This is a genomic window from Dehalococcoidales bacterium (assembly GCA_028716225.1).
GTDB lineage: Bacteria > Chloroflexota > Dehalococcoidia > Dehalococcoidales > UBA5760 > UBA5760.
This window is the reverse complement of record JAQUQE010000001.1, coordinates 249,616-273,968: the sequence shown is the minus strand read 5'-3', so window position 1 is coordinate 273,968 and position 24,353 is coordinate 249,616. Positions and strand designations below refer to the sequence as shown.

23 protein-coding genes and 1 tRNA gene are annotated in these 24,353 nt (G+C 54.4%); 9 read left to right on the top strand and 15 right to left on the bottom strand.

Going from position 1 to position 24,353, the window contains the following annotated elements; translation table 11 throughout:
* The first annotated feature begins 81 nt into the window (after nucleotides 1-81).
* Genes lysS through PHI12_01395 form a run of 3 tightly spaced genes read left to right on the top strand, consistent with a single transcriptional unit; the run spans nucleotide 82 to nucleotide 3,338 of the window.
* On the top strand, nucleotides 82-1,596 hold the full coding sequence (gene lysS, locus PHI12_01405; protein MDD5509457.1) for a lysine--tRNA ligase: 1,515 nt from the start codon (nucleotides 82-84) through the stop codon (nucleotides 1,594-1,596).
* Nucleotides 1,597-1,629: 33 nt separating this feature from the next.
* Nucleotides 1,630-2,868 carry a serine--tRNA ligase gene (serS, locus tag PHI12_01400; GenBank protein ID MDD5509456.1) on the top strand — a complete coding sequence of 413 codons (1,239 nt, stop codon included), beginning with the start codon at nucleotides 1,630-1,632 and terminating at the stop codon, nucleotides 2,866-2,868.
* A 56-nt stretch (nucleotides 2,869-2,924) separates the two neighbouring features.
* A complete protein-coding gene (locus tag PHI12_01395; GenBank protein MDD5509455.1) occupies nucleotides 2,925-3,338 on the top strand; it encodes a hypothetical protein in 414 nt (137 codons plus the stop codon).
* Between the two features lie 48 nt (nucleotides 3,339-3,386).
* Here PHI12_01395 and PHI12_01390 read toward each other — a convergent pair whose 3' ends face one another.
* The 9 genes from PHI12_01390 to PHI12_01350 all read right to left on the bottom strand — a co-directional run bounded on the left by PHI12_01390 (nucleotide 3,387) and on the right by PHI12_01350 (nucleotide 12,954).
* A complete protein-coding gene (locus PHI12_01390; protein MDD5509454.1) occupies nucleotides 3,387-4,988 on the bottom strand; it encodes a hypothetical protein in 1,602 nt (533 codons plus the stop codon).
* A 23-nt stretch (nucleotides 4,989-5,011) separates the two neighbouring features.
* On the bottom strand, nucleotides 5,012-7,312 hold the full coding sequence (locus PHI12_01385; GenBank protein MDD5509453.1) for a hypothetical protein: 2,301 nt from the start codon (nucleotides 7,310-7,312) through the stop codon (nucleotides 5,012-5,014).
* A 46-nt stretch (nucleotides 7,313-7,358) separates the two neighbouring features.
* Nucleotides 7,359-8,027, bottom strand: a complete 669-nt coding sequence (locus PHI12_01380) for a TasA family protein (protein ID MDD5509452.1) — start codon at nucleotides 8,025-8,027, stop codon at nucleotides 7,359-7,361.
* Between the two features lie 148 nt (nucleotides 8,028-8,175).
* The gene (locus PHI12_01375) at nucleotides 8,176-8,910 is read right to left on the bottom strand and encodes a TasA family protein (protein MDD5509451.1); all 735 of its coding nucleotides are present in this window, start codon (nucleotides 8,908-8,910) and stop codon (nucleotides 8,176-8,178) included.
* 176 nt (nucleotides 8,911-9,086) lie between these two features.
* Nucleotides 9,087-9,584, bottom strand: coding sequence for a signal peptidase I (locus PHI12_01370; protein MDD5509450.1), 498 nt, complete (start codon nucleotides 9,582-9,584; stop codon nucleotides 9,087-9,089).
* On the bottom strand, nucleotides 9,581-9,988 hold the full coding sequence (locus tag PHI12_01365; protein ID MDD5509449.1) for a hypothetical protein: 408 nt from the start codon (nucleotides 9,986-9,988) through the stop codon (nucleotides 9,581-9,583). The genes PHI12_01370 and PHI12_01365 overlap by 4 nt, the downstream gene beginning before the upstream one ends.
* A 221-nt stretch (nucleotides 9,989-10,209) precedes the next feature.
* Nucleotides 10,210-10,899 carry a response regulator transcription factor gene (locus PHI12_01360; protein MDD5509448.1) on the bottom strand — a complete coding sequence of 230 codons (690 nt, stop codon included), beginning with the start codon at nucleotides 10,897-10,899 and terminating at the stop codon, nucleotides 10,210-10,212.
* The gene (locus tag PHI12_01355) at nucleotides 10,896-12,440 is read right to left on the bottom strand and encodes a PAS domain-containing sensor histidine kinase (protein ID MDD5509447.1); all 1,545 of its coding nucleotides are present in this window, start codon (nucleotides 12,438-12,440) and stop codon (nucleotides 10,896-10,898) included. Before PHI12_01355 ends, PHI12_01360 begins: the two co-directional genes overlap by 4 nt.
* A gap of 238 nt (nucleotides 12,441-12,678) precedes the next feature.
* Nucleotides 12,679-12,954 (bottom strand): hypothetical protein, encoded by a 276-nt coding sequence (locus PHI12_01350; protein ID MDD5509446.1) that lies wholly within the window; start codon nucleotides 12,952-12,954, stop codon nucleotides 12,679-12,681.
* 255 nt (nucleotides 12,955-13,209) lie between these two features.
* Between PHI12_01350 and PHI12_01345 the strand changes: the two genes are divergently transcribed.
* Nucleotides 13,210-13,294, top strand: a tRNA-Ser gene (locus PHI12_01345).
* A 21-nt stretch (nucleotides 13,295-13,315) separates the two neighbouring features.
* Here PHI12_01345 and PHI12_01340 read toward each other — a convergent pair.
* From PHI12_01340 to nfi, 5 genes are all read right to left on the bottom strand, one after another.
* Nucleotides 13,316-14,914, bottom strand: a complete 1,599-nt coding sequence (locus PHI12_01340) for a peptide ABC transporter substrate-binding protein (protein MDD5509445.1) — start codon at nucleotides 14,912-14,914, stop codon at nucleotides 13,316-13,318.
* Between the two features lie 61 nt (nucleotides 14,915-14,975).
* Complete coding sequence (locus PHI12_01335) at nucleotides 14,976-15,854, bottom strand: hypothetical protein (GenBank protein ID MDD5509444.1); 879 nt, start codon at nucleotides 15,852-15,854, stop codon at nucleotides 14,976-14,978.
* A 23-nt stretch (nucleotides 15,855-15,877) separates the two neighbouring features.
* Entirely contained in the window at nucleotides 15,878-17,029 is a 1,152-nt protein-coding gene (locus PHI12_01330) for a peptidase MA family metallohydrolase (protein MDD5509443.1), read from the bottom strand.
* Nucleotides 17,022-18,132 (bottom strand): peptide chain release factor 2 gene (prfB, locus tag PHI12_01325; GenBank protein ID MDD5509442.1). Its coding sequence is split into 2 segments (ribosomal slippage): nucleotides 17,022-18,065 and nucleotides 18,067-18,132, totalling 1,110 coding nucleotides; the frame shifts between segments, so codons are not numbered across the junction. Before prfB ends, PHI12_01330 begins: the two co-directional genes overlap by 8 nt.
* A complete protein-coding gene (gene nfi / locus PHI12_01320; protein ID MDD5509441.1) occupies nucleotides 18,120-18,824 on the bottom strand; it encodes a deoxyribonuclease V in 705 nt (234 codons plus the stop codon). The genes prfB and nfi overlap by 13 nt, the downstream gene beginning before the upstream one ends.
* A gap of 132 nt (nucleotides 18,825-18,956) precedes the next feature.
* Here nfi and rpsP point away from each other — a divergent pair, with 132 nt between their 5' ends.
* Together rpsP and PHI12_01310 are read left to right on the top strand one after the other, a co-directional pair.
* Nucleotides 18,957-19,226, top strand: coding sequence for a 30S ribosomal protein S16 (gene rpsP / locus PHI12_01315; protein ID MDD5509440.1), 270 nt, complete (start codon nucleotides 18,957-18,959; stop codon nucleotides 19,224-19,226).
* Entirely contained in the window at nucleotides 19,223-19,450 is a 228-nt protein-coding gene (locus PHI12_01310) for a KH domain-containing protein (GenBank protein ID MDD5509439.1), read from the top strand. The genes rpsP and PHI12_01310 overlap by 4 nt, the downstream gene beginning before the upstream one ends.
* Before the next feature lie 127 nt (nucleotides 19,451-19,577).
* Here the strand turns inward: PHI12_01310 and PHI12_01305 are convergent, their stop codons facing one another.
* Nucleotides 19,578-20,132, bottom strand: a complete 555-nt coding sequence (locus PHI12_01305) for a bifunctional nuclease family protein (protein MDD5509438.1) — start codon at nucleotides 20,130-20,132, stop codon at nucleotides 19,578-19,580.
* 136 nt (nucleotides 20,133-20,268) lie between these two features.
* Between PHI12_01305 and ppsA the strand changes: the two genes are divergently transcribed.
* The 3 genes from ppsA to PHI12_01290 are packed head-to-tail and all read left to right on the top strand — an operon-like array spanning nucleotide 20,269 to nucleotide 24,316.
* Complete coding sequence (gene ppsA, locus PHI12_01300) at nucleotides 20,269-22,530, top strand: phosphoenolpyruvate synthase (protein ID MDD5509437.1); 2,262 nt, start codon at nucleotides 20,269-20,271, stop codon at nucleotides 22,528-22,530.
* Nucleotides 22,523-23,566, top strand: coding sequence for a deoxyguanosinetriphosphate triphosphohydrolase (locus PHI12_01295; protein ID MDD5509436.1), 1,044 nt, complete (start codon nucleotides 22,523-22,525; stop codon nucleotides 23,564-23,566). Before ppsA ends, PHI12_01295 begins: the two co-directional genes overlap by 8 nt.
* Nucleotides 23,567-24,316: a transglutaminase domain-containing protein gene (locus PHI12_01290; GenBank protein ID MDD5509435.1), complete on the top strand. Its 750-nt coding sequence runs from the start codon at nucleotides 23,567-23,569 to the stop codon at nucleotides 24,314-24,316. It abuts the gene before it with no gap.
* The last annotated feature ends 37 nt before the right edge of the window (nucleotides 24,317-24,353 follow it).

The window sequence follows — 24,353 nt, the reverse complement described above, 5'->3', positions numbered from 1 at the left end:
CTCATATAATAACCATTAAGACATAATTCCGCTTAAGAGCTACCGTTTCATAGCACCAATTATGTGAGGATAGAGTAAGAGATGACATCAAGAGCAGACCGTATCAACCAGCAGCGACTGGAAAAGCTGGAGAGGCTTTGTGAGGCCGGTATCAATCCCTACCCCCACCGCTATCAGCGCAGTCATACCACGGAGCAGGCTGTTGCCCTGCTCGAGGGTATAGAGAAGAACCCGGCTGAAGAAAATGCGATTGAAGTTCGTGTTGCCGGGCGGATCATGTCGCACCGGCCGATGGGTAAGGTCTCCTTTCTTGATTTGCGTGACGGCTCGGGAAAAATCCAGCTCTACTGCCACCGGAATATTCTCAGTGAGGACAGCCTCAGGCTGCTTAAGAAGGACCTCGATATCGGTGATATCGTCGGGGCGCACGGCAGACCGTTTCGTACCCGGACCGGAGAAGCCAGTATTGAGGTAAAAGAAATCACCATGCTGGCTAAATCGCTGCAGCCCCTGCCGGAGAAGTGGCATGGACTGAGCGACATCGACACACGATACCGGCAGCGCTACCTCGACCTGATTGCCAATAATGAGGCCAGGGATATTTTTTTGAAACGCAGCCTTATTATTACCGCAATTCGGCAGTTCTTGAACCAGCGGGGTTTTATTGAGGTGGAAACGCCGGTGCTGCAGCCTTCGGCAGGTGGTGCGCTCGCCCAGCCGTTCGTTACTCATCAACACGCCCTCGGCCGCGACTTATATCTGCGCATCGCCCTTGAGCTCTATCTGAAGAGGTTGATTGTCGGTGGTTTCGATCGGGTCTATGAGCTGGGGCGTATCTTTCGTAATGAGGGTCTCTCCACGAAACATAACCCCGAGTTCACCATGCTGGAAAGCTACCAGGCCTATGCCGACTATAACGATGTCATGATGATGCTGGAGGAGATGGTATACCAGGTCAGCCAGCAGGTGCTGGACACGGATGCGGTAAGGTTCGGGGAGAATACCATCAGCTTTAAGCCTCCCTGGCAGCGCGTCGAGCTGCGCCAGGCAATCATCGAACGCGCCGGTATCGACTTTAAGGAATACCCCGACGCCGCCTCGCTGCGGGCCAGGATGCTGGCTATGGGAATGGAGGCCGACCCGGAGAAGGACCGGGGGAGGCTGATCGACGAGCTGCTGTCAAACTTCGTCGAACCGCACCTCGTGCAGCCGACCTTTCTTTTGCACCATCCGGTTGATATGTCGCCTCTGGCCAAGCTTAAGCCCGACGACGAGCACCTGGTAGAGCGTTTCGAGGCCTTTGCCGGCGGCATGGAGATTGCCAACGCATTTACCGAGCTCAACGACCCGTTCGAGCAGAGGAAGCGCTTTATCGAGCAGCAAAAGAGCCGCCGGGCGGAGGGTGAAATAGAGGAAGCTATTGATGAAGACTTCCTGCTCGCTCTGGAGTACGGCATGCCGCCTACCGGCGGACTGGGGGTCGGCATCGACCGTCTGGTCATGCTGCTCACCGGTCAGACATCGATCCGCCAGGTCATCCTGTTCCCCCAGCTTAAAGAGAAAAGCGTAGATAAGAAGGAGATACAAGAAGCTTAACGGGAGGAAAGGCCTCTCTGGAAGGGGAGTGGTATGCTTGACATAAAGTTTATCCGTGAGAATACAGACCTCATCAGGGAGGCGATTGCCCACCGCCGGGACAGTACTTCGCTGGAGGCAATCCTCGAGGTCGATGCCGAGCGCCGTAAGAAGGTAGGAGAACTGGAAGAACTGAGACGGGATAGGAAAGATTCGGCACGTAAGAAGCAGACCTCGGCGGACGAGGGACGCGATCTGCGAGGCCGGATAAGGGGGCTGGAGGAGGAGGTACGTAGCCTGGACAGCCAGCTTAATGAACTCCTTTTGCAGGTGCCCAATGTCCCCCAGGCAACGGTGCCGGTAGGCAGTAGCGAAGAAGACAATGCCGTGATACGTTCCTGGGGAGAGATAAAGAACACTCCCTTTCCGCCCAAGCCGCACTGGGAGCTGGCTGAATCGCTGGGTATCATCAGCTTTGAGTGGGGGGTTAAGCTGTCCGGCACCCGTTTCTATGTGCTTAAGGGTATGGGTGCCCGGCTGCAGAGAGCCCTGATCTCCTTTATGCTCGATATCCACACCAGGGAGCACGGCTATCAGGAGGTATACCCGCCTTATATGGTTAAGAAGCAGTGTCTCTTCGGCTCGGGCAACCTGCCCAAATTCGCCGACAACCTGTATCACGATGATGAAGACGACCTCTGGTTTGTCCCTACCGCCGAGGTGCCCATTACCAACCTGCACCGTGACGAAATAATAACGCCGGGTACGCTGCCCCTCTACTACGTGGCCTATACCGCCTGTTTCCGTCGGGAGAGGATGTCGGCGGGCAAAGATACCCGTGGTATCAAGCGGGGACACCAGTTCGATAAGGTGGAGATGTACAAGCTTACCGAACCCGCCACCTCCAACGATGAGCTGGAGAAGATGGTCGGCAACGCCGAGGATATCTGCCGGAAGCTGGGACTGCCCTACCGCATCGTGGAGCTCTGCACGGCCGATCTGGGATTTTCCTCTACCAGGTCCTATGATGTCGAGATGTGGGCACCCGGCTGCGGCGAATGGCTGGAGGTCAGCTCCTGCTCCAATTGCGGTGATTTTCAGGCGCGGCGGACCAACATTCGCTACCGTTCTGCCCCTGATGCCAGACCGCAGTTCGTGCATACCCTGAACGGTTCGGGGTTGGCTTTGCCCAGGGTGCTTATCTCCGTAATGGAAAACTACCAGAATGCCGACGGCACCATCACCGTTCCCGAGGTTTTGCGTCCTTATGTCGGTGCCGAGGTGATTAAATAGCTTTAATTTTATCGGGCGGATTGGCCGGATAGTCCTTTGTATTCAGGAGGTGGCAATTGGAGCACGAAGATATCATCCCGGAGGGGTTGGAGGATAAGACCGAGCGGGAGCGGCTGGCAATCATTGAGCGCTGGGAGCATCTGCACGATATGAAAAAGGATATCCTTGAAGGCCAGGTACCTGGGAAGGGCGGGCGGCTGTCCGAAATAGAAAGCGAGATCGACCGGCTGAATAAGCTACTGTCGCCCCGTGAGCCGGTGCCGGAGTCGGGCGTTCTGATCAAAGGAAGGAAGAAGTATGTCCTCTGCCCTCGCTGCGGGACCTTCGTTCACCTGACCCGGAAGAGGATCGATGAGGTAGTACTGGCGTTCGAGGAAGCTACGGATGAAGGCTGTCCGACCAGCCGGTATCTGATTAAGAGTATCAACTGCCCTGTCTGCGGGTGGGGGCTGGGTATTCCCGAGGATTAGGTAATCTAAGGATACTGAATTGTTTTGAAGAAGGTTAGCCTGATTATGCTACTGTCTTGATCGTCGTTTAGCCAGGCGGTAGATGCCCAGTATAATGAAGACCAGGGCGGTAGCCATACCGGCAATTACCGGCCAGTTGTACCATCGTGACGCGGTGAATTCCTTTTCTAGATTCTCTATCCGGACGGTGTTGGTGCCGTCTCTGCCGCCCGACAGGTTGAAAACAACCTCCCGGACCTGCCCGGGCTCCAACCGGACCGCAGTCTCAAATTCCACTATGTCGTTAAGCTTCAGGACGGCTTCGTAGCTGCCGCTCTGTCTGCCGTCGTTGGCTACTCTGGCCACTGCCGTGGCGCTCTTACCCGTCTCGATCATCAGGGGGATGGAGCCGATACGGACGAACTCCTGGTTGGGAATCACGGACAAATCACGGACTGTGAAACGGGTTGGTGCCGGTTCCGGGTACTGTACTACCGGTGACGACGTGTTCGGTGATGGTGGCTCCGGTGCTGCCTCCTCGCCGGTACGGGCGACCACCGCGAAAGAGGTCAGGTGGGTCAGGAGGCCGCTGACAAATCCCGGCTGAGCCGGTCCGGCAGCGGGGGACAGTTCCACCCATTCCCCGTTAGCTGCGTCGTAGTAGCAGAGATAAACGCCGCTGGTGTTGTCGGGCAGGCTATCCGGGTCGTATTGCAGCGAGAGGACGACCGGTTTGCTGAAGTTTACCTGCGGGCAGGGTGACCCCTGTCGGCCGCCGGTATATCCGGTGATGTTATAGACCGGGCCTATTATCGCCATACCGGGTGCCGGCGCTGGGGGATCCTGGGCGATGTTAACCACCAGCGTGGTCACCATGTTTCCGTAGCCCGGGGTGTCGCCGCAGAGTATTGAGGTAAAACGGTCTATTCCCAGCAGTATCGTATTATCTTCGCTGGAGAAGAGGTATGAGCCGAATACCGTACCGTAGAACCTGTCGATGGTCACCGAATATAGCCTGCCGAAAATATCCAGGACCAGGTTGCCGTGATCGGACGTGCCCCACTTTTTCGGTGCCTTGGGCTCAGGAACGGGTATTTCTTCGAGAGAGTAGTTAATCGCGAAGCTCAGCCGGTCCCCCTGGGCATCGTTGCCGGTGCCGCAGGGCAGCTGCCACTGCCAGTCCAGGGTAACCGTGGCGCCGGAGTTCAGTGCAATTCGGACGTAATTGGCGTCGGCGGCGCTCTGGGGCAGGCCGTAGATGGTCGCCGGCATGGTGATGTTGGTGCTCAGGCCGCTGCTAGCGGCCAGGTCAAAGAGCAGGTTTTGCCCCAGTTCGCCCGGCTCCGCGGTGTCGCCGGTCTCCGATTCCGGCTGTGAGTACTCTTCGTCGGAGATATCGCTTATCCAGAGAGAGAGCGTGCCGTCGGCGGTGCCGGCGTTGTGCAGGGTAACGGTCTGGCTGCCGCTGTCGCAGGGCATAACATCGGTTATTGCCCAGGGGATTGCCCCGGTGCCGCCCAGCTCGAGCTCAACCGGGTCCTGGGCGTAGGCCGCCGACGGGAGCAGCCCTCCCCAGGCTATTCCCGCCAGCAGAACCGCTGCCAGCACCCGTTTCAGCGCCGCCGGATGCTGCTCCGGCTTAAACCTGTGTCTCAACATCTTTATCATCACTTAAGTCCCGTATTCTGCACCCTCTAGGGAGTAGAATATAGCATTCTCACCTCGTACAGTTCCGGCGTGACCATGATGTTACCGGTGCTAAGGGTGACGCGCCACTGCACGTAGCGGCCGGTTAGCGACAGATTGGCCGGAGAATTACCGCCCACCGCTATCCAGGCTGGCGTAGTATCATTAAGGTAGAACTCGGTATTGGAGGCACGCACCTCGAAGTCAATATCGGTATTGGTCGGTAGAGTTTCGTCCCACTCCAGCACCAGCCAGTCGGTGTCATTTGCGCCGCTGTCGAAGACGGCGGAAAGCCGCCAGCCTTCGGTAGCGTAGGCCTTGACATAGCCCACCATCTTGGCGCCGGCGTCGGCAGAATCGGGCAGGTCCTCTGCGGTGGTCTCCCAGCTATCGTTGGGTATGCTGTAGCGCCAGAAGTCCATGCTGTTCGTGCCGCGCAGGCCGTAGATGAAGGAAAATCCGTCGAAGACCAGGGCCCCGCCGCCGACGCCGCCGGTGCCCACATTATCTGGAGTGGCGTCCAGATTGGTCGATCCGGGATGAAACCATCCTTCCTCACCGGGGCCGTAGTCGTTCATGTCGAAGAGGTAGAAGCTCTGGGTATTGTTGCCGCGCATGATGTAGAGATAGTTGCCGGGCGGGCAGGCCAGCGCTCCACCGGCGCCCACTGCTCCGGGTACCCTTGTTTTCTGTGCTATGGCCGAGATATTGATCCAGGTACCGGTGGTGGTATCAAAGCGATAAAAATATGTGGTATTCCCGCCGCGCAGCGCGTAAACAGACTTATTTTCGCTGCGGTAGCCCAGTGCCCCGCCGTAGCCTATGCTGCCTGGTGCGCTGGTCATCGTCGTCCATGAGTTCCCCGATATGTCATAGCACCAGAAGGCGGTGCTGCCGCCCTGGAAGGCGTAGAGGTAGTTGCCGCCGTCCCAGGCCAGCGCCCCACCTGCGGTTACGTTTGCGGGAGTCGGGGCCATCGCCGTCCATGAGTTAGCCGCGACATCGTATTGCCAGAAGCCGGTACTGCTGTTCCCCTGCAGGGCGTAGATGTAGGCTCCAGTGCAGGCCAGCGCCCCTCCGCTGGAGACGGTTCCCGGAGCGGATTCCATCTCCTCCCAGGTGAAGTCAAGAGGGATGTGATACCGCCAGAATTTATCGTTATCTCCCTGCAGGGCGTAGAGATATTCCGCATTGCCGTCGATGCAGATTGCCCCGCCGTTGGTGATATCGTAGGCCGTCGGCGCCAGGGCGCTGGGCCAGGCGTCCCTCAGTATGTTGTAGCGCCAGACATCGTCGCTGTTACCGCCCCGGAAAGCGAACATGAATCCCTTGCCGTCCCAGCGCAGAGTGCCGCCGCTGGTAATAGCCGCCGGGGTGCTGTCCCTTACCTCCCATGTCCCGGTGTCCAGGCTGTAACGATAGAAGTCGGTGCTGCCGCCGCCCCGTGTCGCGTAGATGTGGTTGAAGCTATAGGTAGTGCCGGCGACAACGAACTCCACGTTGACATAAGAAAGCTCGGCGCCGGCTCCGATTCCTCCTGTCGGATAATCATCACCGGTCATCGCCGTCCAGGAGTTCCCCGATATGCTGTAACGCCAGAAGCTAGCGCTGCCGCCGCCCAGTGTTCCGTAGATGTCGTTACCCCCCGTCCAGACCAGGCTGGCGCCCGCCCCGGTGCTGCCTGAAGTTGGCGCCAGCGTAGACCAGGCGTCGGTATCGGTATCGTACACCCAGAAAGCGGTCGTACCGCCCTGGTAGGCATAGATCTTGCCGTCGCCGCCGTAGCGGAGGTACCCGCCGGCGTTGACCACGTCCGGTGTGGCGGCCATCACTGCCCAGGTATGGTTAGTGATATCGTAGCGCCAGAAATCGGTGGTGTTATTGCCACGCATGCCGTAGATATACTGGTCTTTGGTATAGGACAGCGAGCCGCCGGCGCCGATAGCAGCCGGTGCGGCTGTTGCCGAGTACCACATATCTTCTTTCTCGTTGTAACGCCAGAAATCGGGAGTATTGTTACCCCGGAAGGCATAGAAATCAACGTCTTCGGTAAGATAAACGTAGGCGTCATAGTTCTCCGGTTGTTCCGGGTATTCCAGGTTCACCCTGGTGTATTGGCCGGCACCACTGAAGAAATCCGACCAGTCGGTCACCGTCCATGTGTAATCGTGACTCACGGTCTCAATCCAGGCCGTGAGCAGGTTGTCCGTCGATTTCTCGGTATTATGGAAAAGGGCGAAGGTCCCGCTGGCCAGCATCCCCGCGGTTATGGCGATGGTCAGTGACAGCAGCAGCAATTTTCTGGTCACCTGCGGTAGCTCCTTCCCTTTAGTTTTCTCTTCACCATGATATGAACTATGTTCTCCCATAACCGCTTAGTTCTGGTTCGGGCGGGTCCGGCTGGGTATCGCCCTCGCTCTGCTGGGCGAAGAACTCGATGTCGAAGGTCATGGTGTCTCCCTGGTACTGGTCGCCGGCACCGGCATCGAGCTTAAACCCGATGCTGCCTGTCCGATAGCCCAGGGATCCCAGGTTGTCCAGGTAAATCCATTTATCCTTTATTGAATCTATATACAGAATTTCGTAATCGGTCACCTGATTGCCCAGGTCCAGCGCCAGCGAAATAACGGAATCGATATCGTCGATGGCCGCCCAACTGCCGGGGCCGCCTTCAGCTTCATACTCCGGCTGTGAAGATGCCACCGGGTCTTCTGAAGGGTAAGTGGCCAGGCCGCCGTCGGTTTCGATGTTGGTAACCCTCATCCAGACGTCCATGGGGTTGCTACTGACATTGGTGAGTGTCACGGGAATATCATCGTACATACCGGGCTCCAGGTCCTTCAGGTTGGCGTCGATTTTACTGGACCAGGGGTTCTCTTCGTTCACGGCCAGGTCGATGGTGCCCGCCGTGAACACGTTCCCCTCCGACGTCTCGGTGTCGCTGAAAAGGGCAAAGGTGCCGCTGGCCGCCGCCCCCGCAACGAGGACAGCAGCTAACGATAGCAGAAGCAAGTACTTCTTCATCTATGGCACCTCTGCCCGCTTCTTTTCCTACTCACCATGTCGGCTCTCCACCTGAGGCGAGATGAGCGGCCGGCGCTTCACCGGCAGCCCGTCCCGCCTCTAAAAACGATCTAACATTTCAGGTTGACTTCCTGTTCTTGAATTACAGCTATGTTGTTGATCTTTCGTAAAGGGCCAGTTCAGTCATTCCATCTGGGAGCGGTACCGGCTGGGTATCACCCTCACTCTGCTGGGCGTAGAACTCGATGGTGAAGGGCATGGTATCGCCCTGGGCCCAGTTGGTGGTACCGCTATCCATCTTGAAGTTCTGGTCTACCGTGATTGTCCCAGCGGCTGCTATGTTGCCAATCCAGATGTAGTAGGTATCAATGCCAGTTGTTACCAATGGGGTGTTTTCGCTGATGGTGTAGTCATCAGCATAAGTGATCTTAGGTGTGCCACCCACGGTAAGCTCGTAGCGAATCACGGTGTCAATGTCGCACTTCTCAGCATAGCTGGCATCGCCGCTTTCCACCCACTCCGGCTCAGAAGAGGCGACCGGTGTGGCTGGTGCTGGCGGATAAACAGACGCACCGCCGGTGCAGGTGCCCTTGGTAATCTTCATCCAGACGTCCATGGGGTTGGTGCCGACGTTCTCCAGGGTTATCTGGGCGGCGGCAACGGTCTGGTTGGGCTTGTAGTCCTCCCACAATCCGTCAATGGTACTGGTCCACGGGTTCTCATTAGCCCCTTCCCCTACGGCTATCGCCAGGTCGATGGTGCCGGCCTCGAATACGTTACCAGTGCTGGTCTCGGTGTCGCTGAAGAAAGCCCAGGTGCCGGTGCCCAGCAGCACCGCGACCACGCTGATGGCGGCAACCATTCCGATAATCTTTCTTTTCATTTTGTTTTCCTCCGTTTTGAATTTAGTGTTTGAATCTGCCTTGGGTTCCCTTTTTACATCCTGGCTTGACTGATATGAGCTACCTCCGTTATCGTTGTTTTTTTATCTTCTTATTCATCCGGTTCCACAGCCATCGACCGGAAAAAGCGCCGGCTGTGGCGGGCGCAGGTATTTGTTCACTGCAGGGAAGTTCCCTCTCTCTTTCGCCACTCCTTCTGTATTTCCCGGGCCAGGCACCCGATGATAATCGAGGCCGGCAGCACCACCAGCAGCATCCAGCCCTGTCTGGTCTGCGCGTACTTCCAGACATAGCCCCAGCCGGGAATCCGGAAGAGATAGACGCCCTTGATCTGGGCGAGGCCGACCGTCTTGGGGTCGGCTTCCTCCACGGCATCACCCCGAGTAATCACGCCATTACCGGTAATCGATACCACCCGGTGGGTCACCATACCGGACCCGCCCTGGTAGGTAACCACGGTGCCGGGGCCTACGGCCCCTTTGATCGGGCCGCCGACCGGTCCGGTAAATATCACGTCCCCCATGTTGATCGCCGGCGTCATGCTCTCGCTCCTGACCACATAAACCTCATAGTCCGGTGAGAAATAGACGAACGCCAGCCCGCCCAGTATCAGGCCCAGTACCACCATAATCATGCGGCCGGCTATCTTCTTCATAACCTTGATTCTCCCCTCGCGGGCACCGATAGCTTGGCGATCAGGTTTTGGGTAGCGCTGTTAATTCGCGAGTCGAACTCCCGCTCCCCCGCCGAGAGTGGAATATACCCCGAAGCTCCGCACCAGCACAACTGCTCCCAGTCGACATGACTCTGATCAACCAGCATGATCAGAGGTACGTGCCAGAATCTCTTCAAATGCTGGCATACATTAGTCGCATCCGGTGAGGCAGCTTCCATGATGATCAGGTCCGCATCCAGCAGCCGGTCCAGCGCGGGAAAGTCTCGCCGGGCAAATACACCCGGCAGGATGGGAACCAGGGTGGTTTCCGTACCGTTGAGACACTTACTGACCCTCTCGGCAATGGTTTCCGAACTGTAGACGGCTATTCTCAGATAAATCACATCTATCAGTGTATCGGATTGGGGTTAAGCCGGGGTTAATGGAGGAGCGCGGGCGGTTAAGAAAATTAACCTTCCGGTTAAGGTTTGGTTAAGATTGGGCGGGTGCCTATCGATGGCAAGCGTTTTCAGGGGCGAGGCTTTGCTGTGTCTGTGCGGCAGCGGCGGTTTCAGAAATGGGGTAAACCTGTGCTCGATGGTTTCCAGGCGGAATGAAACGCGGGCTAGGAAGGTCGGGCCAGCGAATAGCCCGCTCCGGGGCTGGTGATGATCATCTCGGGATGACCGGGATCAGGCTCCAGTTTTTCCCGGAGATGGCGGATGTGGACCTTGATGCTCTGGGCGGCTTCAGGAAAGTCGTCTCCCCACATTGCCCGGGAAATGTTCTCGTAGCTGACGACATTGCCCGGGTTCCTCATCAGCTGTTCCAGAATCAGTGCCTCGGTGCGGGATACCTTTATTTCCTTTGATCCCAAGGTGACCCGCGGTGGACTGAGCTGAAGGCATAATTGCCCGCAGCTTAGAGCATCCTTAATCAGGGGTTTGTGACGCCGTACTATTCCTTGAATCCTCGCCAGCAGCTCGAGCTGTTTGAACGGCTTGACCATATAATCATCAGCACCCCATTCCAGACCCTTGACGATATCGGCTTCATCCGCTCTCGCTGTCAGGATTAGAACCGGGACATCCGAGAAAAGGCGGATACCCTTCAGTACTTCAAAACCGCTGATATCAGGCAGCCCCAGGTCCAGAATAACGATGTCGGGCGATTCGGTCTCGGTCATCTCGAGGCCCTGGTCGCCCCGGGCGGAAGAGACTATCTTGACGTCAGTCCACCGCATCTCGATGGCGATGGAAATCGTCTCGACGATATCGGGGTTGTCTTCGATGATGAGAATGCTGTTTGGTTTCATTCCTGTTGCCCCCTCTCTTCAAGAGACGTTTCGGTTGACAGGGGCAGGGAAAAACTGAAGGTACTGCCCTGGCCCGTTTTGCTCTTGACCCGGATTCGCCCGCCGTGAAGCTCCACGATATGCCTGGTGATGGGCAGCCCTAAGCCCAGCCCCTCCTTAGTATCCTGAGCCGCTTCGGAGCGGAAATAGGGGTCAAAAAGGTGCTTCTGGGCCGCACTACTGATGCCCGGTCCGTCGTCTTGAACTCCGATGGCCAGCCTATTCTTTTCTCGCCTGGCGCTGACAGTTATCGAAGAGCCATCAGGTGTGTGCTTGGACGCGTTGCCGATCAGATTCATAAGGACCTGCTCCAGACGGTAGGGATCGGCGCTGATTTGAGGTAAGCTTACCGGAAGACGAAGGCTTAACGATTGCCCGCGATCCTCCATCATTGGTCTCATCTTTTCTACGGTATCAGGAATGAGCTTGGTCAGGTCTACCGGCTGCAGGTTCAGCTTCATTTCCCCGATCTCGATTCTGGCCAGGTCAAGTAGTTCGTTAACCCTCTTCTCCAGGGACAGGGTGCCGCTGTAGATGTTCCGGGATAACCGCTTAATTCTCCTCTCTTTAGCTTCTCTGGTCAGCATCTCGCTGGAAGCCACCATAGGAGTGAGCGGGGTCTTGAGCTCATGTACCAGATAGTGGGTAAATTTGATTCTCCTTCCTCTTTCCTCTTCCAGCTTTCTCCTTGTCTCCAGCTCATGCCGGTAAGAACTGGCCAGTGCTATTTCATGCTGCTTACGCTCGGTAATGTCGCTGAAAACGGCGACAAAACCGGCCGGTTTTCCGCTGCCATCATTAAGGACGCTGGCGTTCAACTCGCCGGGAAATCGAGTACCATCCCTTTTCAGGAAGGTATACTCAACGCCGGTGGCCTGCCCGATGGCTATTGTCATCGCGATGTTTTTCCTGGCCCGGGCATGGTCTTCCGGGATAATAAACTCGAAGAAGTTGTGCCCGATGATCTCTTCTTTACTTTTATAACCGAACAGGCGGAGAGCCGGATCGTTTGCTTCGCTGATATTGCCGTCCAGGTTGGAGCAGGCAATTCCTTCGCTTGTCGATTGAAAGATGAGCTTCAGCTTCTCCTCCGAGGCCTTGAGTGCTGCTTGGGCGGTTTTTCGTCCGGTCACGTCGCGGGCTAAGTGGACCGATCCTATCATGACTCCGTTATCATCGATGAGAGGCGAGACGGTTATTTCCAGATAGATGCCGAGATGGGATTCATATAACTCTCCGCTGCAGGTTTTTTGGGACGCAATGGCCCTCCGGTGAGGACATTCAGGTGACGGCCCGTGACTGTTATGCAGCAAATCATAGCAATGCCTGCCGACCATGTCCCGGGGGTGCATTTTCAGAAAATCGGCAATAGCGCGGTTGGTTCTGAGGACCCGGTAATCCGGATCCGCTATCCAGACGAAGTCGGTCATGGCATCGAAAACGTCCCGCCACTCCCGGGCCGCTTTCTCCAGTGTGATATTAATATTCCTGGACTTATTCACAGCGCGCTGCCTGACATTCTCTAGCGATTACCGTTTGCCGTCTCTCGGAATGAGGTAATCTCGCCTGTTATTACGGGTTATTTCCTTACGCGAGATTCTATCACCATGATAGACATATGACAAGTGTTACCGATTTCAGGTCTTACTTATTTTTCATAAAGTGGCAGCCAATCGATTTGACGGTGTCTTATGGTGAAGGTTTTGAAAACGCCAGAGTTACCATTTGATTTCGTTACTGTTATCTCCTCTGCTTGAGCAACGATATAACCGATGGTGGGGCTGCTTTATCTATCTTTTTACTCTCTTTTTGGCTTATCACCCCTTTATTTTCCGCAGCGACCTCGCTTCCCTCCCCGGCTGTTCTCCCCTTTTCTTCTCCTGCCTTTTCCTTGATAGCTTCCTCCAGCCATTGACCTAACGTCTTCTTAGCTTTGATAGCTTCCACCTTCGCTTGGTGCAATGCTTCAGGGTCAATCCTTATTGATATGTTTGGCTTGCTCTTGCTTTCTTTCATGGCTACATCGTATTACAAGTATGTCTTGTATGTCAAATAGGCAGGACGTAAATGTTTCATGTTACATAAAATGTGAAGCGATCCAGGCATGGCAATTTATCGAGCTTATCGGTATAATAAACAGTGGTTGTCGGGGATTTACCCTTGACTGCAAAGCCCGGCAGAAATATTGCAACAAGAGATCGTAACTCTATATTCGTATCTGGGTAAGCGTGAGAAATTGCAGGAAACCGTCTCACTGCTGAGTGTGATCATGGAGGGGTGTCCGAGTGGTCTATGGTGACGGTCTTGAAAACCGTTGTCGCGCAAGCGACCGTGGGTTCGAATCCCACCCCCTCCGCCGCCACTATGGTACGGGAAATCAGTGAGGTCTAACGGAGACGTTTTTTAGTGAGGGCAAACCGAGCAGGTTGAGCTGATACCCCTCGACATAAGGCTTGACCAGAACGTAGTTTCGCCCGAACCACAGAGGCAGACAGGCGGCGTCGTTGACCAGCTCCTGCTCTGCCTGCCGGTACAGGGCCAGGCTCAGGTCATTATCCATCTCGATGTTCGCCATATCAAGCAGGTTATCTACCTCGGGATTGCTGTACCCGCCGTTGTTATTCTCAGCACCGCTGCGAAAGAGGATATCGAGAAAGTCCTGCGGGTGAGGGTAGTCGGCTACCCATCCGTAGAAAAACATCTCGTCCGCCTCTTCGCTAATATGATAGAGGAACCGTTTTGATTCCAGCTGCCTGACCTCTACCTCTACGCCCAGGTTCTGTTGCCACTGGTAGATAATTGCCTCCAGGTCGCTGGATATACCGCCTCCCTCCCCGGAAGTGGTAATCGTGATCGGCGGCAGGCCGGCGGCTTCGCCGTATCGGGATTGGGCAATCAGTTCCCGGGCCAGCTCGACATCGTATTCCAATCCCTTCAGGCTGTCGTTATAGCCGGGTATCCCGGTAGGCAGGATACCGCTGGCCGGTTCTACCGTATTCCGGAAGACCAGCGAGGCCAGCTTGTCCTTATCCACAGCGTGTGTGAAGGCACGACGGATGAGTGCGTCGTCAAACGGGGGCTTATTGGTATTGAAGCCGATGTAGAAAAAGCTCAACTCGGGGGTGACCATCAGGTCCTGATAAAAGGGACCCCGTTCATCGGTGACCTTATCGATATAGTACATTGAGACGCCGGTGACATCGATTTCGCTCTTTTCGTACATATGCATCGGTATGCCGCTATACAGCTGGAAAACAACCAGGCTGACCTGAGCCGGCTGGTCGTAGTAGATCTCGTTCCTGCCCAGAATAAGCAGGGTGTTATTCTGCCACTGTTTTAGCTTGAAGGGACCGGTGCCGTTGGGCCGGCGCCACCATTCGCCCCCTGATGACGCGTTATTCCGGTCAACCACGAAAGAAGTGGGATAGGTCAGCTTGGCCAGGAAGTATGACTTGGGTGCGTCAATGGTTACCTCCAGGGTGTGGTCGTCAAGAACCTTAACGCCGCTGATTTCTTCCGCTTTACCGGCCAGCACCTCGCTTACTCCGACAATATCGCCCAGGTAGGTAATCGCCGTCAGGGACCCGGTAGCGGGGTGGCAGGCCCTTTCCCAGGAGTACTTGAAGTCCCCGGCTTTTACCTCCCTGCCATCGTGAAACCTGACATCATCCCGGAGAGAGAAGGTGTAGATAGTGCCGTCTTCACTGATCTGCCATTCCCGGGCGATATCCGCTACCGGCTCCAGGTCATCACCGAGCCGGAGCAGCCCGCTGTATATCTGAATGATGTATTCGTGAGATGTCGTATCTCCGGAGACTGCCGGGTCGAGGGTCGACGGATCAACTCCGTACAGGGTGAGGGTCTCCCCTTCGGGGGTGGGGGAGACCGGGGTTGGCGGTACTGTCGGCCAGCAGCCGGTAATGAGCAGGCTTAGCAGCACTAAAACGGAGAAGATTACGGCGGCTCTTTTCATCATCGGTATAACCTCAAGTCATTTCCTCTTTTCGCACTGTTCATGTATTTCCCGGAGCGACCCTTTAGTTCCAGTAGGTTTCGATGTTCTTTATCTGCCCGTCATCCAGAGGGTAATGGGTGCCCAGGTCTTCTCTCAGAGCATTGATATTGTCCAGCCACGATGTCAGCTGGTCGTATGACCACTGCTCGCTGCCGTGATTGTACATTCTAACCGCCTCGTTGTAGGCCTCGATACTGTCGCCGTAGAACTCGACCCGTCGCTGGTAGTCGGTATAGTAGCTGTAACTAAAGGGGTTGGCATGGGTCTTATAGTCCAGCGGTCCCCAGAACTCGGCAGGGTCTCCGCTGCAGACGATATACTCGGACTTTACCCCGTCCAGGCTAATTGTGCCGTAAGGCTCATCTAGCTTGACATAAGCTATCATGTCGGCCTCGGTACAATCGACATAGACCAGGCCCATATCCGTTGTTTCAAAGGCGTTTAAGGCATGCCCGCTGTCCACGGAGAAGCTTATCTCGACGTAGGCGCACCGGATGCCACACCTGGTGGCATGATCTCTCAGGGTGATGGCAAAGCCGCTGCAATCAAATCTGCCCCCGATGTAGGTCAGTCTATCGGTATCATCCTGCTCGAGAAATTCCTTCAGCTCCGGCCAGGAAATATCCGCCATCTCTGACTGCTCCAGCCGCTCCAGCAGCTTCTGGTAGCTGTCCCGCGAGCTCTGACAGTCGTTATACAGGCTGTTATACTTGCCTTGTAGTTCCTGGTGGTCTGCTTCAAGCTGCGCCAGTTCTGCTGTTATTTCGTCTATTTTCTGCTCTGCCGCATCCAGATCGGCCTGAAGCTGATAGTATTCATCCGCTGGTATGCCGGGAGCACAGGATGATAACAAAAACGGCAGTCCGGCCAATATCAAGGCAACCGTAAGAATTCTTCTCACCGGTCTCGACTTCATCCTCACTTTCAACTAGCGACTTTTTCCAGCTCAAGATGCAGGCCGTTCTCTGCAGTAGGCTGCCCTGACCGAGTGACCCAGTCCTGCCACAGATAGTCCAGACCATCCATATCGAAGCCGTATACTTTTATCAGTGCCCCGTCATAGGTGCTGCCTTCTTGAAAGGTATTTAACAGATCAAACATCTTGTCTTGACCGTAGCTCTCGGTGAGAAACTCAACCAGGCTATAACTCTGGGAGTAGGAAAGGGAGGCCTTATCGGTGTAAGCGGAAAACGGCGATGCCAGGCTCTGTACCGAGATAAGGCTGCCCTCCGCTATCGCCCTATCCAGATAGGAGCGGAATGATTCCGGCAGCGGCCCTTCACTACGCATCGCCAGGCCCTCGTCGAGCCAGGTCGGTATGGTGTTATAAGGGTTGAGCGTCACCTGGTGGATGACCAGGTGGGTTAGCTCATGGGCGATTGCTCTCCGACCCCAGTCAAGCTTATCAGGAGCAATACCGATAGCCATAATCCCGTAGCGGGTGAAGGCAACCCCGCCCGTCCACTCCTGGGAATAGATCATCGACCCCCGCAGATCCTGGGCATCGGCGTAGATATAGAGCTTAACCGGCCGCTCTAGCTGGGCAGCGGTATACTCGTTAAGACGTCCAAGCGCCTGCTGGGCAGCCAGCATTAACTCCCCGGCAAATGATTGATCTCCCTGATACCAGTACATGGTGACCTGGCCCTCGGTCAGACTCTGCCAGGAATAGCGGTTGTCATCAAACACTATTCCGGCCGGTGGTGTGGATATCCTATCGCCGTTGGCATCTTCTACCGTCCACCAGTATTCCAGATTGGACCCGGGAGGAAGGCCTCCTATTCTTAGCATTTCCAGGGCCCAGTCAATAGAGACGCTGGTAGCCGGCGCAAAATCAATATAGACTTCACTACTGACCAGGGCGAAGTTTGTCTGGTCAACCCGGTAGCAGAGACGGATATCGGTAATATCGACAGCACTATCTGCCGACAGACTGAAACTGATCCGGTAGGGAAACTCCGCCTGCACCGAGTTATCCAGTACCCTCGGCCCATCCCCGGCCCGGACCATACCCGGACTAAAAAGGGTGAGTAGCATGAAGGCAGCCAGTACCAGCGGGGCTGTCTTTCTAATCATCTTCTTCCCCTCCGATATTATCCCTGAGATAGGCGGTTATCAGTCCGTCCAATCCTCCGTCCAGTACGTCGTCGGTGTTACCGGTCTGATAGTTCGTCCGGTGATCTTTTACCATCCGGTAGGGATGCAGAACATAGCTGCGAATCTGGTTGCCCCAGCCCGCCGATATGCGTTTTCCCTTCAGCCGTGCTCTTTCTTCAGCTTTTTTCTTAAGCTCAAGTTCCAGCAGCCGTGACTGAAGCAGCTTCATGGCAATCTCCTTGTTCTGGTGCTGGGAGCGCTCGCTCTGTGAAGTCGCTATCAATCCCGTCGGCAGATGGGTTATCCTGACGGCACTGCTCGTTTTTTGCATGTGCTGTCCCCCCGGTCCGCTGGATCGGAAGACATCGACCCTGATGTCATCCGGCTCTATCCTGATATCAACATCGGTCTCGGCCTCGGGCATAACCTCAACCATAGCGAATGAGGTATGACGGGCACGGTCAGCGTCGTAAGGAGAGATGCGGACCAGACGATGAACCCCGTGCTCCGATTGCAGGTAACCGTAAGCATAGCTGCCGGTAATTTCAATAACTACGCTCTTCACTCCCGCCTCTTCACCCGGAGAGACGTCGAGTATCTCCGCCCGGTGGCCATGCCGCTCAGCCCAGCGTAGGTACATCCTCATCAGCATCTCTGCCCAGTCCTGGGACTCGGTACCGCCCGCCCCGGCATGAATAGACAGAATGGCATTTCTGGTGTCATACTCGCTGCTAAAGGCCAGCTCGAGTTCCATTTCATCCAGGTGGGCAGCCATCTCTTCAACTTCGGACTGTATTTCTCCCTCGAGTTGTTCGTTGCTTTCCTCCTCAACCAGATTGAGAAGCTCCGTGGTATCGGCTACCCTTTTCTCTAACCCGCGCCACCGCTCAACCAGCTTCCTGTTGTCTGCCAGCCGTTGCATCATACCCTGTGCCTTCTTCTGATCCGACCAGAAACCAGTCTCGGCAGTCTCTTTCTCCAGTCGAGCAATCTCCTTCTCTTTAGCCTTAATGTCAAAGATGCACCAGAGCCATAGATACTCTAGCCTTTAAATCTTCCAGTTTGTTCTTTAACTCCTGCATTCTGCCTTCCCGTAATCATTTTCCGGTTTCAGATTCCCGCCTGCGGCCAGGTGAGCCAGACGGGTGGGTTCGGGTAATCGGTAGCCCCGGCAGCACTGAAGCACCCGGTACAGAGCCGGTTCGAGACCAATCAGGTGTCCCGTGGACACATAAATAGGCTTCACGCCGGCTCTGGTGCGCAGCGCAGCTCCGATAGTCTCACCATTATCCAATATTTCGCTGTAGTCCCCCGGCTCATTACCGGGCTCCGTATATTTACCGCAGAGCAGTGATTTAGCACAGCCAACGGTCGGTATCCGCAGCAAAAGTCCCAGGTGGGAAGCTAACCCTACCCGCCGAGGATGGGCAATTCCCTGTCCGTCAACCAGGATAAGGTCGGGAGTGAGGCTGACCTTACGGCAGGCGGCTAGAATCAGGGGAGCCTCCCGAAACGACAGCAATCCCGGGATGTAGGGGATAGTAAGTCTGCCGCTGGCTTTCTTTATCTCTACTGCTATCAGCTCGGGGTATATTAAGACGACGACCGCTGCCGTAGCCGTGCCCAGTGCCCTACTTACCGATATGTCTACACCGGCAACAAAGCGGAGACTGCCAGGTTCACCGTCACGGGACACTCTTCCCGCCAGTCTTCGCTGGATATCAATAGCCTGAGCGGCACTGACTCTCCAACTGTGCAGTCTTGCTACCTTCACCTTCTGATTATAGCTATTATAACGACTTACTGGCAAATGTAACCGTCGCTAAGTCGCAGCCATAGCTATTGACAGTCAAATAGTTGGTAGCGCATAATAGGGGTAATATTAATGAGGAAGGTTGCTGGGCAATTGGTAAAAATCAGGTTACGACGAGTAGGAGCGAAGAAGAGGCCGAGTTACCGGGTGGTGATTGCTGATACTCGGGCACCCCGCGACGGGGCATTCATCGAAGTCATCGGGCATTTTGATCCCCTGACCGATCCGGAGACAGTGGTGATTGATGAGGAGAGAGCGTTGCACTGGCTGGGGCAGGGGGCACGACCGACAGTTACTGCTAACAGGCTGCTATCCAAAATAGGAATCATGGAAAAGTTCAAGAAAGTCAAGGAGAAATCATGAAGGAACTAATAGAATACATCGCTAAATCAATTGTCAATGCACCTGACGACGTGGTCGTTACCGAAGAAAACGATGAAGAGGGCGCTAAGTTTACCCTGCAGGTTGCCGATGACGACAAAGGAAGGGTTATTGGCAAACAGGGTCGAATTGCTGCCGCCATACGAACCTTGATAAGGGTGAAAGCAGCTAAGGCAGGCACCAGGGCATCGCTCGAAATTCTCTGAAAAGAACCTTTTATTTATCAGGATTCTGAATAGGCCGGATAGTAGTCTACCAAGCGAAAATATCCCCTCTCTGCTCGGAATAACTAGCAGAGAGGGGATGTATTATTTGCACCGTTAGTAGTCAGGTTTAAGACTTACGCTTATCAAAATCATCCAGGTCAAGGGTGTTAATAAATTCCTGGAAAGCCGACATCTTTTTCATCTCTTCTTCGCTAATTGCCTTCTTCTCACCCTCGGTATCATCTAATCCGCCTTCTCCGAAGGTAGGCTTGCCGGACTCCTTATCCAGGAAGATACCGGCCTTATCCAGAACCGACTCTTCGGCATAGATAGGCACCTCCGCACGCACTGCAAGAGCCAGCGCATCGCTGGGGCGGGAGTCTACCTCCATTAAACCACCATCCACGTTGAGTAAAATCCGGGCATAGAACGTATCGTTCTTCAGGTCGCTGACGATAATGGAATTGATGCTGGCTCCCAGGACTTCTATTACCGATTGTAACAGATCATGAGTCAAAGGCCGCGGAACATTAACATTTTGTAGCTTGACCGCTATAGCATCCGCTTCGGCAGCACCGATCCAGATAGGCAGGTAACGCTCCGTATCCTTCTCCTTTAAGATTACCACCCGCTGGTAGTTCATCAGACTGACCCGGATGCTATCAATGGTCATTTCTATCATCGCCGTGCCTCCCCTTTCAGCTAGTCTAATTCTACCTTTCAGCAAAACTACTGTCAACCGGAAACATATGATATAATAAAGCTCTAAAATAAAAACTAATGTAGCTTATCTTAATCATTAAGGGGGATCTTTGATTATGCACAGTGGTGAGAAAGCTATCCTCTGGTTCAATGAGATTACGAAGAATGATATACCTGTTGTCGGTGGTAAGGGAGCTAACCTGGGTGAAATGACCAATGCCGGTATCCCGGTACCCCCGGGCTTTGTGGTAACCGCCAGTGCCTATTTTAATTTTCTCAAGCAGACGGGAGTAACCGATAAAATTCGCCAGCTTCTTCAGCCACTGGATGTTAATGACAGCAAACAACTTCAGCAAACGGCAGCAGAGGTGCGGGAGGTAATCCTTAAGGCTACCATGCCGGCGGAGCTGGTTACTGAGATCAAGAGTGCTTATGCCAAATTAGGTGGTGGCCTGGTCGCTGTACGTTCCTCGGCAACTGCGGAAGACCTGCCGGAGGCTTCGTTCGCCGGGCAGCAGAGTACCTATCTCAATATAGGGGATGAGAAAGGAGTAATCGCTGCGGTTCATAGCTGTTGGGCATCCCTTTTTGAAGCCCGTGCCATATTCTACAGGGAGAAACAGGGATTTGATCACTTTAAGGTTGGTATTGCCGTTCCGGTACAGAGGATGGTGCAGTCGGAAGCTTCCGGCGTTATGTTTACTGTTGAACCGGTAACCAGTGTTACCAACGAGATTGTCATCGAAGCGATCTATGGTCTGGGTGAAGCTATCGTATCGGGAGAGGAGAACCCGGATCTCTACATTGTCGATAAAGAGAGCTTAAGTATCATTTCAAAGAAGATGAGCCGGCAGGACCGTCAGTTGATTATTAATCCTGACCGCAGTAGTGAAAAAACTAATATCTGGGTGCAGGTCCCTGCCTCAACTCGGTCCCTGCAGAAAATATCCGACCAGGATATAACCGCACTGGCCAGCGTAGGAAAACAGATAGAGAAGCACTATGGAGTTCCCCAGGATATCGAATGGGCTAAGGAAGGCAAAGAGATATTTATCGTTCAGACCCGTCCGGTAACTACCGTGAAAGAATTCACCGAGGTTGAACCGGAAATAAAGGCCCCGGTACTCTTAAAAGGAGTATCCGCCAGTCCCGGTATCGCTTCGGGTCCGGTAGTGATAGTACCGGATGCCTCTCAGATTGACCGGGTGACCGAAGGGGATATCCTGGTTGCCGAAATGACTACTCCTGATTTCGTACCGGCGATGAAAAGAGCGGCTGCTATTGTCACCAACCGTGGTGGCAGGACCGCCCATGCCGCAATTATCAGCCGTGAGCTGGGTATTCCCTGCGTCGTGGGTACCGAAAAAGCTACCGAAACTTTAAGCGATAACCAGGTGATCACTGTGGATGGTTCGCACGGCAAGATTTATGATGGGAAGGTAGCCCGAAGAATGCAGACCGCTTCGGTTTCCGGTGTCCTGAAGGAAACGATTAAGACCAAGACCAGGGTGTATGTTAACCTGGCCCAGCCGGAGCTGGTTGATTCAGTGGCGGCCCGTAATGTGGATGGTGTCGGTCTGCTGCGTGCCGAGTTTATGGTTGCCCATATCGGAGAGCACCCCAGTTACATGCTCAGCCAGAACAGGGGTGATGAATTCACCACTAAACTTGCCAATGGAATAACGGCTTTTGCTAAAGCCTTTAACCCCCGGCCGGTAGTATACCGGACCAACGATTTCAAGACCAACGAATACCGGTCGCTTAAGGGTGGGGAGGAGTACGAAGAAGTCGAAGAAAACCCGATGCTCGGTTACCGGGGGGCTTCGCGATACATCAAGGACATTGATGTCTTCAAACTGGAGTTGAATGCTATTAAGAAGGTACGACAGGACTATCCTAACCTGTGGGTCATGATTCCGTTTGTGCGAACCGTCAGTGAGCTGTCCCGGACACTGGAGGTTATGGCAGCAGAGGGGCTGAAGCGCTCCAGCGATTTCAAGATATGGATGATGGTGGAGTTGCCATCTAACGTAATTCTGATCGAGAAATTCCTTGCCTGTGGTATCGACGGTGTATCAATCGGCTCTAACGACCTGACTCAGCTTACTCTGGGTGTTGATCGGGACAATGCGGTACTGGCCCAGTCATTCGATGAGCGTGATGAGGCGGTACTCCTCTCCCTGGAGAAGGTTATCAAGGCAACCAATAGTATGGGGGTTACCTCTTCTATCTGCGGTCAGGCGCCATCGGTATACCCCGACCTTACCGAAAAGCTGGTCCAATGGGGAATTACCTCCGTTTCGGTAAGTCCGGATATGATTGGCGTTACCAGAGAAATAATCTCCAAGGCGGAAGCAAAACTGAAGCTTAATGGTTAGCCGGCTAAATATCCGTCAGTCTGCTGAAGAAAGAGAGGCAGCTCTTTCCCCTAATGCGGCGAAAAGTAAGCAGTCGCGAGGTCGTCTCAAGCCGGAAGATCCCTGCCCCATCCGTACCGCTTTTCAGCGTGATCGTGACCGTATTATCCATTCCAAGGCCTTTCGTCGCCTTAAACACAAGACACAGGTATTTATTGCGCCTCTGGGCGACCACTACGTAACCCGATTGACCCATACCCTTGAGGTCTCTCAGATAGCACGTACTATCGCTCGTGCCCTGAACCTGAATGAGGATCTGGCTGAGGCAATCGCTCTGGGGCATGACCTGGGCCATACCCCGTTCGGACACATGGGTGAGGATATGCTGAATGAACTCTACTCCCAGGGTTTCCGACATAACGAGCAGAGCCTGAGAGTGGTTGATTTGCTCGAGAATGATGGGCAGGGGCTCAATCTTACCTGGGAAGTACGGGATGGTATCGTTAATCACTCCAAGACAAGGACAGAGGTTATGGGAAAGGATTGGGGCAGGGTAAATACTCTGGAAGGAGAGGTATGCAAGATTTCTGATATCATCGCCTATATTAACCACGATATCGGGGATGCGATAAGAGCGGGTATTCTCAATGATGTTGATCTGCCGATCTCGGCAATCAGGGTGCTAGGGTTGTCCCATTCGCAGCGTATTAATACTATGGTCTCTGATATCATTGAGTATTCCTGGCAGGCAGTCAACGGCTCGGATGTACCAAGTGATCCCGCTATCGGTATGAGCCATGAAGTGAAGGAGGCAACCAATACTCTACGTAAGTTCCTCTTTGAGCGGGTGTATGATCCCATCTCCAGTGGAGAAGAGGCGGAGGAGGCAAGGCGGGTAATTTGCCGCTTATACCGGTACTTAAATCAGGGTGAAGACAAATTGCCGCCGGAGTACCGTCTCTATAGTGATGAAATGGCAAGGAGGGTGGTTGATCATATCGCCGGTATGACTGACCATTATGCCCTGAGAATGGCGGCGGAGATAGCAGAGGACTGAATGAAACGGAAGAGGCGGTTGCTATTTGGAACGTACCTGGTTATACTGGTTTTCTTGGTCGGTTTGCTGGCCTTCGTTGGGGCGGCCTGTCTGCCGGGGAGAGGGATTCCTGATGACAAAACCCCGGAGCCGGCGGTAAGCATGTCCCAATCCGATCAGCAGCGGCCTCAGAGTGTCGAGTACTATGTTGAGTCAGCCGACCCGCTGGTCAGGAATACCGCGGTATCGGCGGTTCGGGATTGTCCGGATGAGATAGAGGCCAACTCGGAAGCCTGGAAGATATGGCAAATAAACCGGTGGGCAGCCGGTAATATCAGATATGTCAGCGACCCAAAGGGTCACAACTATTTTGCCTACGCTCATGAGACCATCAATGCCGGAGGTGGTGACTGCGATGATTTTGCCATTCTACTGGCCAGCCTGTACGAATCGGTTGGTCTGGATGCCGCCATCGCCAGTATTGATACGGATGACGACTGGATAATGGACCATATGACCTGTCTCGTCTATTATTCCGGAGACGGCGAGGCTTTCATTGAAGAGGAGAAGACGATACTGGATATTTTAGGAATGAGTAGTGACGCCCGCATACTCTGTTTTGACCCGGCGCATTCCAATCTCCTGCCCAAAAAATACAGCAGTGGGATATGGATTGTCGCTGATCCCACTATGGCGATAGTTAAAGAAAAGGTGGGTTATGTTGCCCACAAGCCCTATCAGGCAGTATTCGTCATCGATGTCGGTAGCTGATAGAATATATATTGGATAGTGATAACCTGAAGAGAGA

Coding starts and splice junctions, on each gene's coding strand:
- PHI12_01350 (MDD5509446.1), bottom strand. CDS start 12,954: ATGAAAGAAAGCAAGAGCAAGCCAAACATATCAATAAGGATTGACCCT.
- ppsA (MDD5509437.1), top strand. CDS start 20,269: ATGCACAGTGGTGAGAAAGCTATCCTCTGGTTCAATGAGATTACGAAG.
- PHI12_01360 (MDD5509448.1), bottom strand. CDS start 10,899: ATGAAACCAAACAGCATTCTCATCATCGAAGACAACCCCGATATCGTC.
- lysS (MDD5509457.1), top strand. CDS start 82: ATGACATCAAGAGCAGACCGTATCAACCAGCAGCGACTGGAAAAGCTG.
- PHI12_01310 (MDD5509439.1), top strand. CDS start 19,223: ATGAAGGAACTAATAGAATACATCGCTAAATCAATTGTCAATGCACCT.
- PHI12_01340 (MDD5509445.1), bottom strand. CDS start 14,914: ATGATGAAAAGAGCCGCCGTAATCTTCTCCGTTTTAGTGCTGCTAAGC.
- PHI12_01290 (MDD5509435.1), top strand. CDS start 23,567: ATGAAACGGAAGAGGCGGTTGCTATTTGGAACGTACCTGGTTATACTG.
- PHI12_01370 (MDD5509450.1), bottom strand. CDS start 9,584: ATGAAGAAGATAGCCGGCCGCATGATTATGGTGGTACTGGGCCTGATA.
- PHI12_01330 (MDD5509443.1), bottom strand. CDS start 17,029: ATGATTAGAAAGACAGCCCCGCTGGTACTGGCTGCCTTCATGCTACTC.
- PHI12_01375 (MDD5509451.1), bottom strand. CDS start 8,910: ATGAAAAGAAAGATTATCGGAATGGTTGCCGCCATCAGCGTGGTCGCG.
- PHI12_01305 (MDD5509438.1), bottom strand. CDS start 20,132: ATGATAGAAATGACCATTGATAGCATCCGGGTCAGTCTGATGAACTAC.
- serS (MDD5509456.1), top strand. CDS start 1,630: ATGCTTGACATAAAGTTTATCCGTGAGAATACAGACCTCATCAGGGAG.
- PHI12_01295 (MDD5509436.1), top strand. CDS start 22,523: ATGGTTAGCCGGCTAAATATCCGTCAGTCTGCTGAAGAAAGAGAGGCA.
- PHI12_01380 (MDD5509452.1), bottom strand. CDS start 8,027: ATGAAGAAGTACTTGCTTCTGCTATCGTTAGCTGCTGTCCTCGTTGCG.